We start from the raw sequence: 15,171 nt of genomic DNA on the forward strand, positions 1-15,171 counted from the left end.
GATTTCCTGGTCTGCTATGCGACCGACCAGATATTGGTAGAAGTGAGCGTCGCGGTCATCGAGAAGACGTTGGTCGGGAACTGAACCTCTGCCTTTTCCGTGATTTGAGTTACATCGAGTACGATGCCTTCCGTGTACGTGCCCGCAGTGATGTAGTAGACCGGCGTTGCGTCGAAGTTCGCGTGAAGATTCGGTTCTGCCTGCAGGGCGTACACCGGCTTGCCGGACATCCCGAGGCCGATCGAGGCCTGGCCCGGCGGAATGGGGTTCTGCTGGTAAATGTAGAGGATTCCGTCCTGTGGCGGCGGGTTGTGCTGACCCTTGCCGGTCTCGAAGGTGTACGTGTCGTTGCTCGCGTTGTAGGTGAGATTGACCTGATCACCTCCGACAGTCGGGGTGCTCCAGGTGTTGCTGGCTGAGGGGTCGGCCGGCCAGGTCTGGCCGACCTCGAACGACACCCCGGGAGCCGGCGTTCCGGTCTCGTCCCACATGAAACTCCAGTCGACCGTCCAGGTGAACTTCCCCTGGCTGGTCGGAGCAAGGGTCTTCTTGAGCCAGGCGGTCGACATCACTTTCGAGTTGCTGATGTTGGGGTTGTCCTGGTAGAGGCAGAAATCCAATTCCTGATCGGACTGGTTCGTGATGGCCAGCTCGTACGTTGTTCCCGGCATGATTCTTTCCCCTCTTTTGGCGATCCTTGTGGATCTCCGTCGTTTTCGGTTGCCAGTACACCGTCTTTGTCAATCGGGTGAGGCCGCAACGTGCTCGGAGGGTGATAGATGGGGCGGTTCAACCGTGATCCGGAACGTGTTTCGGAGTAAAACCGCCTCGGTTGAGCGCGCGGACCCGCTGTCAACCGCTGTCGCCTTCTTGACAAATCACCAAACGGCAGCGAGGCCATGCTGCGCGCCGCAAGATCATCGGTGCGGCCTGCAGTTCCGTCACCGTAGAAGAGGGACATTCACCATGAGCATCAGTCAGGATCGGCGCCCTGTAGTCGTCATGGATATGCCCGCACCGACCCGGTTCGCCGTGCTCGGGCCCCTGGTCGTCGAGCGGGTTGGGTCGGCGAATGTGGGCGGGCGGCAACGGGCGCTGCTGGACGCGTTGCTGGTCGATCTCGGCCAGATCGTCAGTGTTCCGCGCCTCACGCGGTGGATCTGGCCCGAGGCTGCGCCGACGAATCCGCGTAACGCCGTTCAGGTCCTCGTCGGACGGCTTCGGCAGCAACTCGGGCTGGGTATCCGCATGGCGGAGACTCCCGCGCTCATCACCGACGGAGCGGGATATCGGCTCGTGCTCGATGAGAATTGCTGCGACCTGCTCCGCTTTGAGCGGTTGGTTCGCGATGCCTGCCGCACGGCGGATCAGGCCGTGCGGGCGGCGCTGGTCGCAGAGGCGATGGGGTTGTGGCGAGGCCGGCCCTTTGACGGGATGTTGTCCCCGGCTGGTGACGCGGCGGTGACCGCGGCTCGGCAGCGGGTGCAGCGGCTCTACACCGATATGGAGCGCCTCGACGTCGCCGCGACGACGATCCCTTTTCAGGGCCGGGCGGTTCCCCTTCGCGGCAAACTGCGAATTCCTCAGGTACGCCCAGATGCCGCACTCCGTCCTAGGGTTACCGCCGCCTTGGCGGGCTGTGCCGAACTCGGCCAAGCCGTGCTTGTCCGGGCGCCGGCAGGTTTCGGCAAGTCCACGGCCTTGGCGCAATGGGCTGCTACCCGGCCGGCGGGTTCGGTGGGGTGGGTGTCGCTCGACGATGGTGACAACGACCCGTCGCGCCTCTGGTTGCACGTGGCACATGCACTCGGTGTGGGCGATGTCCCCGGCACCCAGCCCGGCAGCAGGCAGTTCCTCGACGCGATGCTCGATGGATTGGAGGCCGGCTGCGGGACGCGGTGGCTGGTGCTCGATGATTATCACCGCGTGACGAACCCTGACATTCACGCCGACTTGGCCCAGGTGCTCGATCTGCTGCCCGCGACGGTCGGCATGGTCATCGCGTCGCGTGGCGAGCCGGGGTTACCGCTCGCCAGGCTGCGGGCCAGCCGCCGGTTGCGAGAGGTCGGCATCGATCTGCTCCGTTTCACCGCGCCGGAAGCCCTTGAACTGCTTGACCGAGGGTTCGGTGTGGATGCCACCGACAGCCGGGTGGCCCGGTCCGCCGATCGCGCGGACGGCTGGGCGGTGGGCCTCTGCCTGCTCGGGCTGGCTCTGCGGGACCGGGCGCCGGGTGAGGTCTCCGAGCCGGCGTTCGACTGCCAGAGCGAGTTTCTCGGCTATCTGGACACGGAGGTCCTGGACCGGCTCCCGCCTCGCATCCTGTCCTTTCTGCTTGCCACCTGTGTGCTCGACCGTCTTGCCGCTCCGCTCTGTGACGCGGTCGCGGCCATCGACGACGGTGCAGCCCTGCTCGATCAGTTGCGGCGGCTCAACCTGTTCGTCATCGACGTCAACCGGGATGCAGGCTGGTTCCGCTATCACCACGTGTTCGCGTCCGCCTTGCGTGCCCGGCTGGAACGTGACAATTCGGCGTTGATCCCGGTGCTGCACCGGCGTGCGTCGAGCTGGTACGCCGCGCATGGCCATCCGGACGACGCGATCTCCCACGCCTTCGCGGGCGGCGATAACGCATCCGCCGTACGTCTCGTCTCCGGGGAGTTCGCGAACCGGTACCGGGCCGGTCACGTTGTCACCCTCGCCGCCTGGCTGCGTGCCCTGCCCGATGAAGCGGCTGTGGTGGATCCCGGTCTCGCCCTCGGAGCGGTCCTGTTGTTCCACGAGGTCGGCGATCTACGCGAACGGGAACGCTGGCAGCGCAACGAAGCCGCGCACGGTGCCGATGTGATGCCCATCGAGGACCGCGAGAAGTGGCACTTGCTCAACCGTACGGTCAGGCGGCTCGAGACCGGTGACGTTCACGGGGCGGTCCGTGACGGTCAGGCGGCGCTGGCACTCGGCGCCCCCGGGGGCTTCGCCGACACCGCGTGGTGGCTGACCGCATGTCGCAGCATGCTGGCCCGGGCTCTGTTCTTTTCCCGGCGGCTCCCGGAGGCGCGCAAGCAACTCGTCGACGCCGGACGTAACCGAAGCGAACACTTCACGCACCGAGTGACCCTGCCGGCGCTGCGCGGCCTGATCGCCGGAATGCTCGGTGAGCACGAGGAGGCTGCCGCGCTGTCGGGTGAGGCGCAGGAGCTGCTCGATCGGCTGCAGACATCCGGGGTCTTCCGGCTCACTACAGAGGCACGCCTGCTCACCGCCGTGCTGAGCCTGGAGCGAAACGACCCCGCGAACGCCCGGCATATCCTGGCCCGGATCGTCGAGAGCCCGGCCTGGCCCCACCCCGATCTGCCCGTGCAGGCCCTCGTCGTCGGATTGCTCTGCCGAGCAGAGCATGCGCTCGGCAACGACGGACCAGCCCGTAGATGGCTCGCCGAGCTGGCAGCGACGCTGCAAGCCTGCCATGGAGCGGAGCTGCTGACTTCTCTGCACGCAGAGCTTGAGAAGCTCCTTGGCCCGGCCCTGACCGCCGGTGATCCGCTGACCGAACGGGAGCGATCCGTGCTCCGCCTGCTCCGGGGGACCCTTACCCTCCCGGAAATCGCGAACGAGCTGTGGGTCTCGCCGAACACGGTGAAGACCCATGTTCGCGCGATCTACCGCAAGCTGGAGGTAACTAGCCGCAGCGAGTTGCGGGACAGATGATGCCTGCTGGTGCTGACGGGGTTGCACACGAGGAGGCGCTCGGCGCGGAGTGTGCACGGGCGGGTCGTACGCGGGATCCGTTGTCGCTGGTGCTGTTCGACATCGACCATTTACGGCGGTGGGGAGTTCGCGGTGCTGTAGCCGCGGACAGCGCCGCAGGACGCGTGCGCGAGGCGATCGCGGAAGCGGTGATGGAGCTCGGAACGGCGACGGTATCGGTCGGGGTCGCTGCCAGTCCGGTGCATGCCCCGTCCGCGGAGGACCTGGTGCTCGCCACGGACCGGCTGCTCTACGACAGCACGGCTGCGCCTACTAACGCATCACCGTCAGCGCGATGACCCACCTCGTCGACGAAACGCCCTACGGCAGCTTGAGGAGCATGCGTCCCACGATCGCGTTCTCGTTCACCGGGCCGCTCTGCCGGGAGTCCTGCGACACGATCCGGTGGTCGCCGAGCAGGTAGAGCTGGTTCGGTGGGACGGTGACCGTAGTGCAGTCGGTGTAGGTCTCGTCGGGGTAGTCACTGGCCAGGTATGGCTCGTCGAGCGGGGTTCCGTCGACCAGCACCCGGCCGCCCGCGCAGGAGATCGTGTCGCCGGGCAGCCCGATCACGCGTTTGACGCGCAGCGAGGTGGGTGTGGTGAGCTCGACGATGTCGTCGCGGTGCAGGCCGGTGATGCGGAAGCTGACCTTGTCGACGAGGTAGCGGTCGCCGATCAGCAGGGTGTTCTCCATGCTGCCGCTGGGCATCGTGTGGACGGTCAGCAGCCATTGGTTGACGGCCAGGCCGGCGACGACGGCGATGATCAGTACGGATACAGCGCGGCGGGTGATGCGTACGTGCCGGGGGAGTTGGTGGATCCGGCGGCGGCGTTCGTGCCAGGCGGCGCGCAGGCCTCCCCAGGTCCATCGGATCGCTTCGAGGTTGCCGGTGGTCTCGGCGAACTCGGCGAGCACGGCTTCACCCCAGTCGCCGCCGCGGTCGCGTCGCCCGCGCACGGCGGCGACGAGGACGGCGTGGGCGATGCGGCGGGTGGGGGAGTTGGTGGCGCGGTGCGGCGTACTGATCAGCGGGCTTGTCATGCGAGACCACCCGCCGGGCGGGTCTGTGCGATCGAGGCGCCGGAGGTTTTGCGGGCGGCGAGGCGTTGCCGGGCGAGGGTGGCGCCTTCGGCGGTCAGCCGGTAGATGTGGCGTGGTGGGCGGCCCGGCTCGTCGGAGGGCTCCCAGGCTGTCTCGAGTAGGCGCTGGTCGGTGAGGCGCATCAGGATCGGGTAGAGGGTGCCGGAGGCGAGCGCGGTTTCCCTGCTCAGGTCGTAGCCGTATCGCCAGCGCTGCGGGTCGTCGAGCAGCGCCTCGAACAGCTGCAAGGTCTGCGGAGACGTGTGCGGGATCCTTGGCATGAGCAAACTCTACATAACCCGATATTGAATGTCGAGTTATGTAGAGTTTGATGGTCAACCTCAGCAAGTACCACTTCCTGTGGATGTTCGCGAAGGCAACCGGAGTCACCCCGCACCGCTATCTCGTCGATCTGCGGCTGCAGGGCGGTGCCGACCAGCTGTGCACCAACCGGGCCATGAGCGTCAAGCAGCGTCCGGAGATGATCGATACCACCAGGGTATCGGTCGATAGGGAGATGGTTCTTCCTCCGGGACGGCAACCGTCGTTGACTGGATGTCGGTCCCGCCGCGACGTGGGTCTGCATCAAGATTTCGACAACACCAGGAGCCATCGCGTGAACGAATCCCTGAACGGCAAGGTCGTCATCGTCACCGGAGCATCGTCCGGAATCGGTGCCGCGACGGTACGACTGCTTCATGAGGCGGGTGCCCACCCTGTCCTGGCCGCGCGTCGTGTCGATCGGCTCGAGGCGCTGAGCAAGGAACTCGACGGGGCGCTCGCCGTCCCCACCGATGTAACCGTCCCGGAGCAGGTCAGGGCGCTGGTGCAGGCCACGATCGACCGGTTCGGCCGGGTGGACGCCCTGGTCAACAATGCCGGGGCGGGCGCCGGGTCGACGATTGACGGGACGACCCCGGAGGCTTTCCTGGACCTGCTGAACCTCAACGTGGTGAGTGTCGTGACCGGCATCCAGGCGGTGCTGCCGCACATGCGGGCGGCCGGGCACGGGCGGATCGTCAACATCAGTTCGGGTGCCACCGGGATGCCGATGGCGGGCAACGCCATCTACCCGGCCGCCAAGACGGCGGTGAACTGGCTCAGCCAGGTGGGCCGGATGGAACTCCTGGGCGAGAACATCCAGGTCACGTTGCTGTTGCCGTCGATGACCGACACCGAGTTCTACCCCGCGGGCAGTCTCCCGGCCGGGTTGGTCGCGCACTCACCCGAGTACGTCGCCCGGGTGATCCTGCGGGCCCTGCGCACCGGCGAGGAGCGGATCGACATCCCGCACGGCCCCGAGCAGCCGGACTTCCCCTCGGCCGCCTGAGCGCCGGTGCTGCGTTCCGGGTGAAGTGACTTCCGGACACCCACCCCTGCGGCGACTGGACCATGATCGCTACCGTGGGTCGTGTGATTCAGCCGACGGACGGTCACGTACACACCGAATTCTCCTGGGACGCTCCGGGCGGCTCCATGGAACGGACCTGCGCCCGCGCGGTGCAGCTCGGGCTGCCGGCCGTGGCGTTCACCGAGCACGTGGACTACTCCCGGTGGACGGTCGACGAGGTGGTTCTGCAGAGCTCACCGCTGCGGCGCGAGCTGACCGGCCCCGACGGCGTGCTGGTCCCGCCCGAGCTGGATCAGGAGCGCTATCTCGCCTCGGTCGACCGATGCCGGGAGTTGTTCCCGTCGCTGCGTGTCATCAGCGGTGTCGAGCTGGGCGAACCGCACTGGAACGCCGTGCCGGTCGCGAAACTGCTCGGCACCGGCCACTACGAAAGGGTGCTCGGCTCGCTGCACGCGTTGCCCGTCGACGGCCGTCTCGTCGAGGCGAACGCGCTCTACCGGCAGCGGCCCGCGGTCGAGGTGTTCCGGCTGTACCTGGCCGAGATCACCGAGCTGATCGCCCGTACGGATGCCTTCGAGGTCCTCGCCCACCTGGACTATGCGATCCGGGGCTGGCCCGCGGAGGCCGGGCCGTTCGATCTGTACGCCTACGAGGACGAGTTCCGGCACGCGCTGCGCACTCTCGCCGCCACGGATCGGATTCTGGAGGTCAATACCCGCATCCCGCTGGCTTCGGAGATCGTTCGCTGGTGGCGCGACGAGGGCGGCAAGGTGGTCACCTTCGGCAGCGACGCCCACGTGCCGGACGCCGTCGGCACCGGGCTTGCCGCGGCCGTGGACATGGTCGAGGCACACGGTTTCCGGCCGGGCCGTCATCCGTACGACCGGTGGACCCTTCCGGGGTGACCGTCACCGCGGCCGCCTGATCACGACGCCGTCCTGGTCCCCGGGGTCAGGACAGTGCGAACTCGGGGTTCCGTGCCCGGCGCCGTTGCGGGGCCGGACCGGTCGGGGTGGGTGTGCACGGTCGGCGAGTTGCCGCGCAGGATCTATGGTGGCGACATGGACAACCGGGGTCTGACGCTGATGGCAGTGCACGCTCACCCGGATGACGAGGCCACCAGCACCGGGGGCGTGCTCGCGCGTTACGCGGCCGAGGGCGTGACCACCGTCGTCGTGACCTGCACCGACGGGCGCTGCGGCGACGGCCTGGAGGGCGCCAAACCCGGCGACGCGGGCCACGACCCCGAGGCAGTGGCGGCGATGCGCCGGCGCGAGCTGGAAGCCGCTTGCGCCGTCCTGAAGGTCACCCACCTGGAGACGCTCGGATATCACGACTCCGGGATGATGGGCTGGGCCACCAACACGGCACCGGGAGCGTTCTGGACCGTCCCGGTGGCCGACGCCGCGCAACGGCTCGCGGAGCTCATCCGCCGATACCGCCCGGACGTTGTCATCACCTACGACGAGAACGGCGGCTACGGTCACCCCGACCATATCCAGACCCACCGCGTGACCATGGCCGCGGTGGAGCTGGCGGGCCACCCGGCCAAGGTCTACTGGAGTACGGTCCCCGAATCGTGGATGCACGACGTCGCGGCGCTGCTGCGGGATGCGGGCGTCGAATGGGACGAGGCCGAGGTCGCTGAGCTTCCCCCGATGGGGCTCCCGGCCGACCAGATCTCCACCTGGATCGACACCACCGGTGTCAGTGCTCAGAAGTACGACGCCCTGGCCGCCCACGCCAGCCAGGGCGACGGCGCCCTCTTCCTCGGCCTCGGCAAGGAACGCTTCGCCCGGCTCATGGGGACCGAGACCTTCGTTCGTGTCCTCGACACGACCGGCGCCCCGACTCCGGAGGATGACCTTCTCGCCGGCCTCCGGTGACGTTGGTACCCGGCTATTCGACCGGGAGGCGTTCGGCTGCGGCCAGCAGAGTGTCGAGCGTGGCGCGGACAGCGGTGATCTGCTGTGCGTTCCTGCGGGTGAGGGCCAGCACCCGGCGTGGGGGGTGGCGCTTGATCGGATGGATGCTGACGTTCGTGTTGCGGCTGGCGCGCAGGGCGAGCGAGGGGAGGGTCGCCACCGCGAGGTCACTGGCGACAAGGGCCTGGACGACGACGTAGTCGTCGGTGCTGTGCCTGATGTCGGGGGTGAACCCCGCGGCCGCGGCGGATTCGAGCAGGTGCTGCCGGCAACTCGGGCATCCGCCGACCCATCGCTCGCCCCGCAGCTCCGCGAGCCCGAGAGCGCCCTGATCGGCCAGTGGGTGTCCGGGTGGAAGAACGAGCCGTACGGGGTCGGCCAGGAGCTCGATCCGGTCGAAGTCCGTGAACCGTTCCGGGGCCGCGGATGCGTGTGCGAAGACGATGGCGATGTCGCACTCGGCCGACGAGAGCGCGGCGGCCGCCTCCGGTGGTTCGAGTTGGGATAAACGCACCTCGATGCCGGGATGCTGGGCGGCCATGACGCGTACGCATCCTGCGACGAGCGTTGCGCTGGCCGAGGGGAAGGCGGCTATCCGGACGACGCCGGCGCGGGCGCGGGCATGGTCGTCCATCTCGCGGGCCGCGTCGCGCAGCGCGCCCGCGACAGCGTCGGCGTGCCGCAGTAACGCATGCCCCGCCTGGGTTATCTCGATGCCGCGGCCCTGCCGCACGGCGAGGGGAACACCGAGGACGCGCTCCAGGCGGCGCACGTGCTGACTCACCGCCGGTTGCGTCCAGCCCAGGGCGTCCGCCGCGGCCGTCAGTGAGCCGAGCCGGCCGACCTCCCGGAAGACCAGCAAGGAACGCGGATCAACCGGTGGAAGGCTCTGATCCCCGGCGTTCTCCGCGCTGGTCACGATGTAGCCGATCCTCCCGTCAACACCAAAGCCCTGCTTTGGTTCACCGGTAGAAGTATTGCATTGTGCCGTGGTGACGGCGCCGCGAAAATGGTGAAGCGGAAGGAGCCGATATGCGTACGATCGGAATGCTGGGCGGAATGAGCTGGGAGTCGACAGCCGAGTATTACCGGCTTACGAACGAATTGGTGCGGGAGCAGCTCGGCGGTGTGCATTCCGCCCGCGTCCTGCTCGACTCCGTGGACTTCGCCGACATCGAAGCGCTCCAGGCGTCCGGGCAGTGGAGCCGCGCAGGCGAGCTGATCGCCGCCCGGGCCCGCGCCCTGGAGCTGGCAGGCGCCGACCTTTTGGTGTTGTGCACCAACACCATGCACAAGGTCGCGGAAATCGTGGAGGGGGCAGTGTCCATCCCGCTGCTGCACATCGCCGACACCACCGCCACTGCCGTGCGGAGCGCCGGGCTGACGCGCATCGGCCTGCTCGGCACCGCGTTCACGATGGAACAGGACTTCTACCGCGACCGGCTCGCGACACACGGGATCGCCACGATCGTCCCCGACGCGGACGATCGTGCGACCGTTCATCGCGTCATCTACGACGAACTCGTCCGCGGCGTCGTCCGGGCCGGGTCCCGCGCCGCCTACCGCGAGGTCATCCAGCGGCTCGTCTCGCGCGGGGCGCAGGGCGTCATCCTGGGCTGCACCGAGATAGAACTCCTGGTCGGCGCGGACGACAGCCCGGTACCCGTCTTCGCGACCACCCGCCTCCACGTTCAGGCCGCGGTGGCACAGGCACTCATCGCCGAGCGCGCAGGCTGAGTCGTCAGACTCCGACGGCAACGGCAGCGGAGAACGGCTGGTGACGGCGTCGACCGCGCCTGGACGCTCCGGACCACCTCGTCGACCTCCCCGCTTGTCTGACCGGGCGCTGCCACCTGCTCGTTCATGCCGGTCTGGCTCGCCGAACGCTCTGCCCGGCCCGGCGGGGGTGTTCAGCGGGCGGCGCGGATGTCGATGAGCCCGTTGATGCCGCGGAGGAAGGTTTCGGCGATGATCTCCGGGTCGAAGAGGCAGCCGGCGGTCATGGCGCCGTCGCGCAGCATGACGAAGTGCCGGGCGGCCGGAGCGGGCTCTGCCTCGTTGATCCCCGCCATCAGGGTGGTCACGGTGTCGAGGAACCATTGCCGGTGGGCGAGGACCAGCTGGTGCACGGGGTGGGCGGGGTCGGGGTATTCGGCCACCGCGTTCAGGAAGGCGCAGCCGCGGAAGCCGGGGGTCCGGATGCTCTCGGCGATCGAGGCGGCCACCGCTTTCGCCGACTCGGCAGGGGTCGCGCCGCCGGCGATGGCCGCTTCCGTCTGGTGGCGGATGCCCTGGTCAGCGGCGTTGAGATACGCGAGGACAAGGTCTTCCTTGCCGGGGAAGTGCCGATAGAAGGTCGCCCGGGTGATCTTGGCTTCGGCGATGATCCGGTCGACGCCGACCGCGTGGATCCCCTCGGCGTAGAAGATCTTGCTCGCCGTGGTGAGGAGCCGCTGCCGTGCCTCGGACGGCCGGGTCTCGGTTGTGCTGCGCGTCATGATCCCATAGTAATGACAGAACGTTCATTCTTGCTATCCGCAGGCCCCGGGCCATTGCGACCGGCAGGTGGGTAGAACGTTCGGTCTTGACAGCGGGGCATGGTGGCTGCGATGGTTCTCGGGACAGAACGTTCGTTCTACAGGAGGATCGCCGTGAGCACCATCGCTGCTTCGCCCGGGATCTGGCAGACCGCCTCCGCCCTGCGGCGGCTGTACTTCATCCGAGCCGTGTTCGCCCTCGTCTGGGTGGGCCCGGCGATCGCGGTCAGCAAGGAGATCGGCCCGCTCACGGTGGTGCTGTTCGTGCTGTATCCCCTGGTCGACGCAGGCGCCGCGATCTACGACCTGCGATCGTCGCGGACGGGTGCGTCGCCGGCCCTGCTCTACGTGAACATCGCGGTCAGCACGATCACGGCCATCGGGCTGGGCGCCGCCGCCGCGTCCGGGATCCCGGCGATGCTGCGGGTGTGGGGCGCCTGGGCCATCGTCGCCGGTCTGGTGCAGCTGGTCGTGGCGCTGACCCGCCGGAAGATGGGCGGCCAGTGGGCCATGATCCTCAGCGGCGGTCTCTCGGTCGTGGTGGGCTCGACGATCCTCGCCGGCGCTTCCGCGGCCGACCCATCGCTGAGCAGCGCGGCCAGCTACTCCATCGGTGGAGCCATCTTCTTCCTGGTCTCGGCGTTCCGCCTGGGCCGCGCCGCGAAGGGAAACTGACATGAGCAGCACGGAATACGACGTCGTCATCATCGGTGCGGGTCCGGTCGGGGAGAACGTCGCCGACCGCCTGGTCCAGGGCGGTCTCACCGCCGCGATCGTCGAGCGGGAACTGGTCGGCGGGGAGTGTTCCTACTGGGCCTGCATGCCGACCAAGGCATTGCTGCGCAGCACCGCCGCGCTGCGGGCCGCCCGGCAGGTGCCGGGTGCGCGTGAAGCGGTGACCGGCACCGTGGACGCGGCCGCGGTCCTGGCCCGCCGCGACGCGTTCGCGTCGCACTGGAAGGACGACGGTCAGGTCAGCTGGCTGGAATCGGCCGGGATCGTCCTGCACCGCGGCCAGGGCCGGATCGTGTCCACCGGTGCGGTCGAGGTGACCGGTGACGACGGTGCCACCACGACGTTGACGGCGCGGCACGCGGTGGTCATCGCGACCGGGAGCAGCGCATTACTGCCTGACATTCCCGGTCTGCTCGAGGCGTCACCCTGGACGAGCCGGGAGGCGGCCGCGGCGAGCACGGTTCCCGGCCGGCTCGCGATCATCGGTGGCGGCGTGGTGGGGACGGAGATGGCGACCGCCTTCTCCGCGCTCGGCTCGGCGGTGACGGTACTGGCTCGCGACGGCGTGCTGCCCCGGTCGGAACCGTTCGCCGGAGAGCGGGTCACCGAGTCACTGCGGGAATCGGGTGTCTCGGTACGCCTCGGTGCCGAGGTCGCCTCCGTGAAACGCGACGACGCCGGGACGGTGCACATCACGCTGACCGACGGCGACCACGTCGAGGCCGACGAGATCCTGGTCGCGATCGGGCGTACGCCGAACACCCGGGACATCGGCCTCGACCGCGTCGGGCTGAAGCCGGGAGACTGGTTGAAGGTCGACGACACCCTGCGCGCCCTGGACGGCGACGGCGTGCTCGCCGGTGAGGGCCGGCTCTACGCGGCCGGCGACGTCAACCGGCGGGTGCTGCTGACCCATCAGGGCAAGTACCAGGCCCGCGCCGTGGGCGACGTGATCGTGGCCCGGGCGAAGGGCGAGAAGGTTGAGGACGGCCCGTGGGGCCGGCATGTCGCCACGGCCGACGAGCGCGCGGTGCCGCAGGTGGTGTTCACCGATCCGGAGGTCGCTTCGGTGGGCCTGACCGCTGCCGCAGCCATGGCCGCCGGCCTGCGAACCCGGGTCGTCGACTACGACCTGGGCGGGGTGGCAGGCTCCTCCCTGCACGCCGAGGGCTACAAGGGACACGCGCGGATGGTCGTCGACGAGGACCGCAAGGTGATCGTCGGCTTCACGCTGGCCGGTCCGGACGTCGCGGAACTGATCCACGCGGCGACGATCGCGGTCGTCGGTGAGGTTCCGCTGGACCGGCTCTGGCACGCCGTTCCGGCGTTCCCCACCATCAGTGAGGTCTGGCTGCGGCTGCTCGAAGCGTACGGCCGCTGAGTTCTGCAATGAGTACTTCGACCCGTAAGGAGAGCACCATGCCCACCAAGATCACGCTGATCATCGACAATCCCGCGGATGCCGGCAGGTTCGAGGCCATCTACGCGGAGGTGAAGGAGGCCGCTGCGACCCTTCCGAAGCTCCAGCGGCTCGAGTCGGCCAAGGTGTGGCCGAAGGAGGACGGCACCGAGACCCCCGCGTACCGGACGCTCGACCTGTACTTCGACAGCTACGAGGACGCCTCCGCCGCGGTCACCACGCCCATCGCCGGCGCGTTCTTCGGTGCGCTGGTGAAGTCGCAGGTGCCGTTCAAGGGGCTCTTCTGCGACATCGAGAAGTAGCCGGCCGCGATCGAGAAGTGGCCGGACGGGCCTGGTCAGCGCTTGGAGTGGGTGCTGACCAGGCCCTCGATGCCGTCCAGGAAGGTCTCGGACACCAGCGCCGGATCGAAGAGGCAGCCGGCGGCCATGGCACCGTCGCGGAGCATCACGTAGTGGTGGGCGGCCGCCTCCGACCGCTCCTGTTTGACCTGCGCCAGCAGGGAGTGGAGCGTGTCCTGGAACCACGTCCGGTGGGCGATGATCTGCTGGTGCACGGGATGGTCGCCGGCGGGATATTCCGCGGCGGCGTTCAGGAAGGCGCAGCCGCGGAAGCCCGGCGACTGTATCTGGTGCGCGATCGACCCGGCGATCGCGAGGAGAGCGTCGGCGGGTGCGGGGTTGGCGGCGATGGCCGCGTCGATCCCCTCGCGATCCATCCGGTGGACTTCGCGCAGGTAGGCGAGGACGAGATCCTCTTTGCCCGGGAAGTGCCGGTAGAAGGTTGCCCGGGTCACCTTGGCCTCGCTGATGACCCGTTCGACGCCGACCGAGTGGATGCCCTCCGCGTAGAAGATCTGCGTGGCGGTGGCGAGGAGTCGAAGTCGCGCCTCGGACGGGCGGGTGCCGGGTGCGGCGTGGGTCATGCCGCCATGGTAACGAGCGGAACGTTGGGCGTACCTGTCAGCGCACTTTGCGGATCCGGGTGACGCTGAGGGCGTCGAGGATGCCGAACAGGGCGCCACTGAGGAACAGGCCGGGGTAGCCGAAGGCCGCGATGACTCCGGGGGCGTCGGCGGGCAGCAGCACCTGGGGAGTGACTGCGCGAGGAAGGCGGCGCCGACGATCCTCACCCTGAGGATCAGCCCGGCTGCCTGACCAACGGTGCCTCCGTGGTCGCTTCGGTTTCGCGCGTGCGCCGGGGACAGGTGGCCAGGAGGCGGGCGCTGGTGCGGGGGCCTCTCCGGTGGCTCGGCGCCACGTGCCGCCGGGGGAGGGCTGCGGCCGGGCGGCCGGGGCGGAGCCGGAGCTGCAGCCAGAACAGCCAGCCGGCGCCGATGATGAAGCCGAGGCTGACGATCCGGTACAGCACGATGACCGCGATCGCCGCGGGCAGCGTCGCGCCGCCCGCCATAAGGCCGATCAGCAGGGCGCTGTCGATGACGCCCAGGCCACCGGGCACCACGGTCACCGATCCGGCCGCCATCGCCGCGCAGAAAGCGAGCAGGACCGCCAGGGGTGACAGCGACTGCTCACCGGCCGCCCGGAAGCACAGCCATAGCGCCGCGGCGTCGAAGAGCCAGTTGAGCAGGGCGTCCGCGCCGGCGGCCACACCCGCGGCCGGGCGCAGCTTCGCGGCCCCGAGTTGGTCGACGAAGCCGGCGATGCGGTCGTGCCCCTCACCGGCCGGACGCCGGCGCAGGCGGTTGACGGCCGCGATCGGGCGGCGCACCAGTGACTCGGCCGCTCCCGGGTGGGCGACCAGGTGCCGTACGCCGGCGATGATCGCCGCTGCGGTGCCCAGCAGGACAGCGAGGTTGACCCACGAGGCCGCACCGCCGGACACGAACGCGACCCCGGCGGTGATCGTGGCCAGCGCGGCGGCGGACAGGATCCCGGAGAGCGCGATGGCCCAGGAGGCGACGGCGGGGCTGGCACCGAAGCGGCGCATCTGCTGGTAGTTGAGCCGGGTGGAGAAGGCCGGGCCGCCGGGCAGGGTTTCGTTGAGGGAGTGGGCCGCGTAGGCGAGCCGCAGGTTGTCGCCGTAGGAGGAGCGGACCCCGGCCGAGTGCAACAGCCGCCGTTGCATTCGGGCGTACGCGCTCATGGCGGCCACTTCGGCGAGGATCACCAATGCGAGCCAGCCGAGGTGCGGCATCCGCAGTTGCTGCAGGGCCGCCGCGAGTGACGAGCGGCCGATCACGAGCTCGGCCGTGACCAATGCCGCTACGGCCCCGATCCCGATCGGCCGCAGCCATCGGCGCCACCGGATGCTCCCGGCGGGCAGTTCGATCGTCGTCACGTGCGGCTCCTGACCTTGACCAGCAACGGTGATCAAGAACGAACTGCGGCGATGTATTCCCTGATCAGCGCT

General features: G+C 68.8%; 17 protein-coding genes. 9 read left to right on the forward strand and 8 right to left on the reverse strand.

Annotated features, from left to right (window positions below):
• Positions 1 to 14 precede the first annotated feature (14 nt).
• On the reverse strand, positions 15 to 671 hold the full coding sequence (locus Aco04nite_RS23970; protein WP_212999507.1) for a RhiA family protein: 657 nt from the start codon (positions 669 to 671) through the stop codon (positions 15 to 17).
• Between the two features lie 295 nt (positions 672 to 966).
• Here Aco04nite_RS23970 and Aco04nite_RS23975 point away from each other — a divergent pair, with 295 nt between their 5' ends.
• On the forward strand, positions 967 to 3,708 hold the full coding sequence (locus tag Aco04nite_RS23975; protein WP_244876244.1) for a winged helix-turn-helix domain-containing protein: 2,742 nt from the start codon (positions 967 to 969) through the stop codon (positions 3,706 to 3,708).
• A complete protein-coding gene (locus tag Aco04nite_RS23980; protein ID WP_212999508.1) occupies positions 3,708 to 4,046 on the forward strand; it encodes a nucleotidyl cyclase domain-containing protein in 339 nt (112 codons plus the stop codon). Before Aco04nite_RS23975 ends, Aco04nite_RS23980 begins: the two co-directional genes overlap by 1 nt.
• A 22-nt stretch (positions 4,047 to 4,068) precedes the next feature.
• On the opposite strand, the gene lepB is transcribed toward Aco04nite_RS23980, so the two are convergent.
• Positions 4,069 to 4,791, reverse strand: a complete 723-nt coding sequence (gene lepB / locus Aco04nite_RS23985) for a signal peptidase I (protein ID WP_212999509.1) — start codon at positions 4,789 to 4,791, stop codon at positions 4,069 to 4,071.
• Positions 4,788 to 5,111 carry a PadR family transcriptional regulator gene (locus tag Aco04nite_RS23990; RefSeq protein WP_212999510.1) on the reverse strand — a complete coding sequence of 108 codons (324 nt, stop codon included), beginning with the start codon at positions 5,109 to 5,111 and terminating at the stop codon, positions 4,788 to 4,790. The genes lepB and Aco04nite_RS23990 overlap by 4 nt, the downstream gene beginning before the upstream one ends.
• A gap of 335 nt (positions 5,112 to 5,446) precedes the next feature.
• On the opposite strand from Aco04nite_RS23990, the gene Aco04nite_RS23995 reads away from it, so the two are divergent.
• From Aco04nite_RS23995 to Aco04nite_RS24005, 3 genes are all read left to right on the forward strand, one after another.
• On the forward strand, positions 5,447 to 6,160 hold the full coding sequence (locus Aco04nite_RS23995; RefSeq protein ID WP_212999511.1) for an SDR family NAD(P)-dependent oxidoreductase: 714 nt from the start codon (positions 5,447 to 5,449) through the stop codon (positions 6,158 to 6,160).
• Between the two features lie 83 nt (positions 6,161 to 6,243).
• A complete protein-coding gene (locus tag Aco04nite_RS24000) occupies positions 6,244 to 7,086 on the forward strand; it encodes a PHP domain-containing protein (RefSeq protein ID WP_244876245.1) in 843 nt (280 codons plus the stop codon).
• A 156-nt stretch (positions 7,087 to 7,242) separates the two neighbouring features.
• Entirely contained in the window at positions 7,243 to 8,067 is an 825-nt protein-coding gene (locus tag Aco04nite_RS24005) for a PIG-L family deacetylase (RefSeq protein ID WP_212999513.1), read from the forward strand.
• Positions 8,068 to 8,080: 13 nt separating this feature from the next.
• Here Aco04nite_RS24005 and Aco04nite_RS24010 read toward each other — a convergent pair whose 3' ends face one another.
• The gene (locus Aco04nite_RS24010; RefSeq protein WP_212999514.1) at positions 8,081 to 9,025 is read right to left on the reverse strand and encodes a LysR family transcriptional regulator; all 945 of its coding nucleotides are present in this window, start codon (positions 9,023 to 9,025) and stop codon (positions 8,081 to 8,083) included.
• Positions 9,026 to 9,138: 113 nt separating this feature from the next.
• Between Aco04nite_RS24010 and Aco04nite_RS24015 the strand changes: the two genes are divergently transcribed.
• Complete coding sequence (locus Aco04nite_RS24015) at positions 9,139 to 9,843, forward strand: aspartate/glutamate racemase family protein (protein WP_212999515.1); 705 nt, start codon at positions 9,139 to 9,141, stop codon at positions 9,841 to 9,843.
• Positions 9,844 to 10,016: 173 nt separating this feature from the next.
• Here the strand turns inward: Aco04nite_RS24015 and Aco04nite_RS24020 are convergent, their stop codons facing one another.
• On the reverse strand, positions 10,017 to 10,604 hold the full coding sequence (locus Aco04nite_RS24020; RefSeq protein WP_212999516.1) for a TetR/AcrR family transcriptional regulator: 588 nt from the start codon (positions 10,602 to 10,604) through the stop codon (positions 10,017 to 10,019).
• Positions 10,605 to 10,757: 153 nt separating this feature from the next.
• Here Aco04nite_RS24020 and Aco04nite_RS24025 point away from each other — a divergent pair, with 153 nt between their 5' ends.
• The 3 genes from Aco04nite_RS24025 to Aco04nite_RS24035 are packed head-to-tail and all read left to right on the forward strand — an operon-like array spanning position 10,758 to position 13,100.
• The gene (locus Aco04nite_RS24025) at positions 10,758 to 11,318 is read left to right on the forward strand and encodes a hypothetical protein (protein WP_212999517.1); all 561 of its coding nucleotides are present in this window, start codon (positions 10,758 to 10,760) and stop codon (positions 11,316 to 11,318) included.
• Position 11,319: 1 nt separating this feature from the next.
• The gene (locus Aco04nite_RS24030; RefSeq protein ID WP_212999518.1) at positions 11,320 to 12,759 is read left to right on the forward strand and encodes a dihydrolipoyl dehydrogenase family protein; all 1,440 of its coding nucleotides are present in this window, start codon (positions 11,320 to 11,322) and stop codon (positions 12,757 to 12,759) included.
• Positions 12,760 to 12,797: 38 nt separating this feature from the next.
• Positions 12,798 to 13,100: an EthD domain-containing protein gene (locus Aco04nite_RS24035; protein ID WP_212999519.1), complete on the forward strand. Its 303-nt coding sequence runs from the start codon at positions 12,798 to 12,800 to the stop codon at positions 13,098 to 13,100.
• A gap of 35 nt (positions 13,101 to 13,135) precedes the next feature.
• Here Aco04nite_RS24035 and Aco04nite_RS24040 read toward each other — a convergent pair whose 3' ends face one another.
• From Aco04nite_RS24040 to Aco04nite_RS24045, 3 genes are read right to left on the reverse strand one after another with little or no spacing between them, the layout of a single operon-like run.
• Positions 13,136 to 13,723 (reverse strand): TetR/AcrR family transcriptional regulator, encoded by a 588-nt coding sequence (locus Aco04nite_RS24040; protein WP_212999520.1) that lies wholly within the window; start codon positions 13,721 to 13,723, stop codon positions 13,136 to 13,138.
• Between the two features lie 37 nt (positions 13,724 to 13,760).
• Positions 13,761 to 13,886, reverse strand: coding sequence for a hypothetical protein (locus tag Aco04nite_RS49685; protein WP_280519373.1), 126 nt, complete (start codon positions 13,884 to 13,886; stop codon positions 13,761 to 13,763).
• Positions 13,887 to 13,938: 52 nt separating this feature from the next.
• Positions 13,939 to 15,099 carry a lysylphosphatidylglycerol synthase transmembrane domain-containing protein gene (locus Aco04nite_RS24045; protein ID WP_244876246.1) on the reverse strand — a complete coding sequence of 387 codons (1,161 nt, stop codon included), beginning with the start codon at positions 15,097 to 15,099 and terminating at the stop codon, positions 13,939 to 13,941.
• Positions 15,100 to 15,171: the final 72 nt, after the last annotated feature.

This window comes from Winogradskya consettensis (assembly GCF_018332715.1).
In the GTDB taxonomy this organism is placed as follows: Bacteria; Actinomycetota; Actinomycetes; order Mycobacteriales; family Micromonosporaceae; genus Actinoplanes; species Actinoplanes consettensis.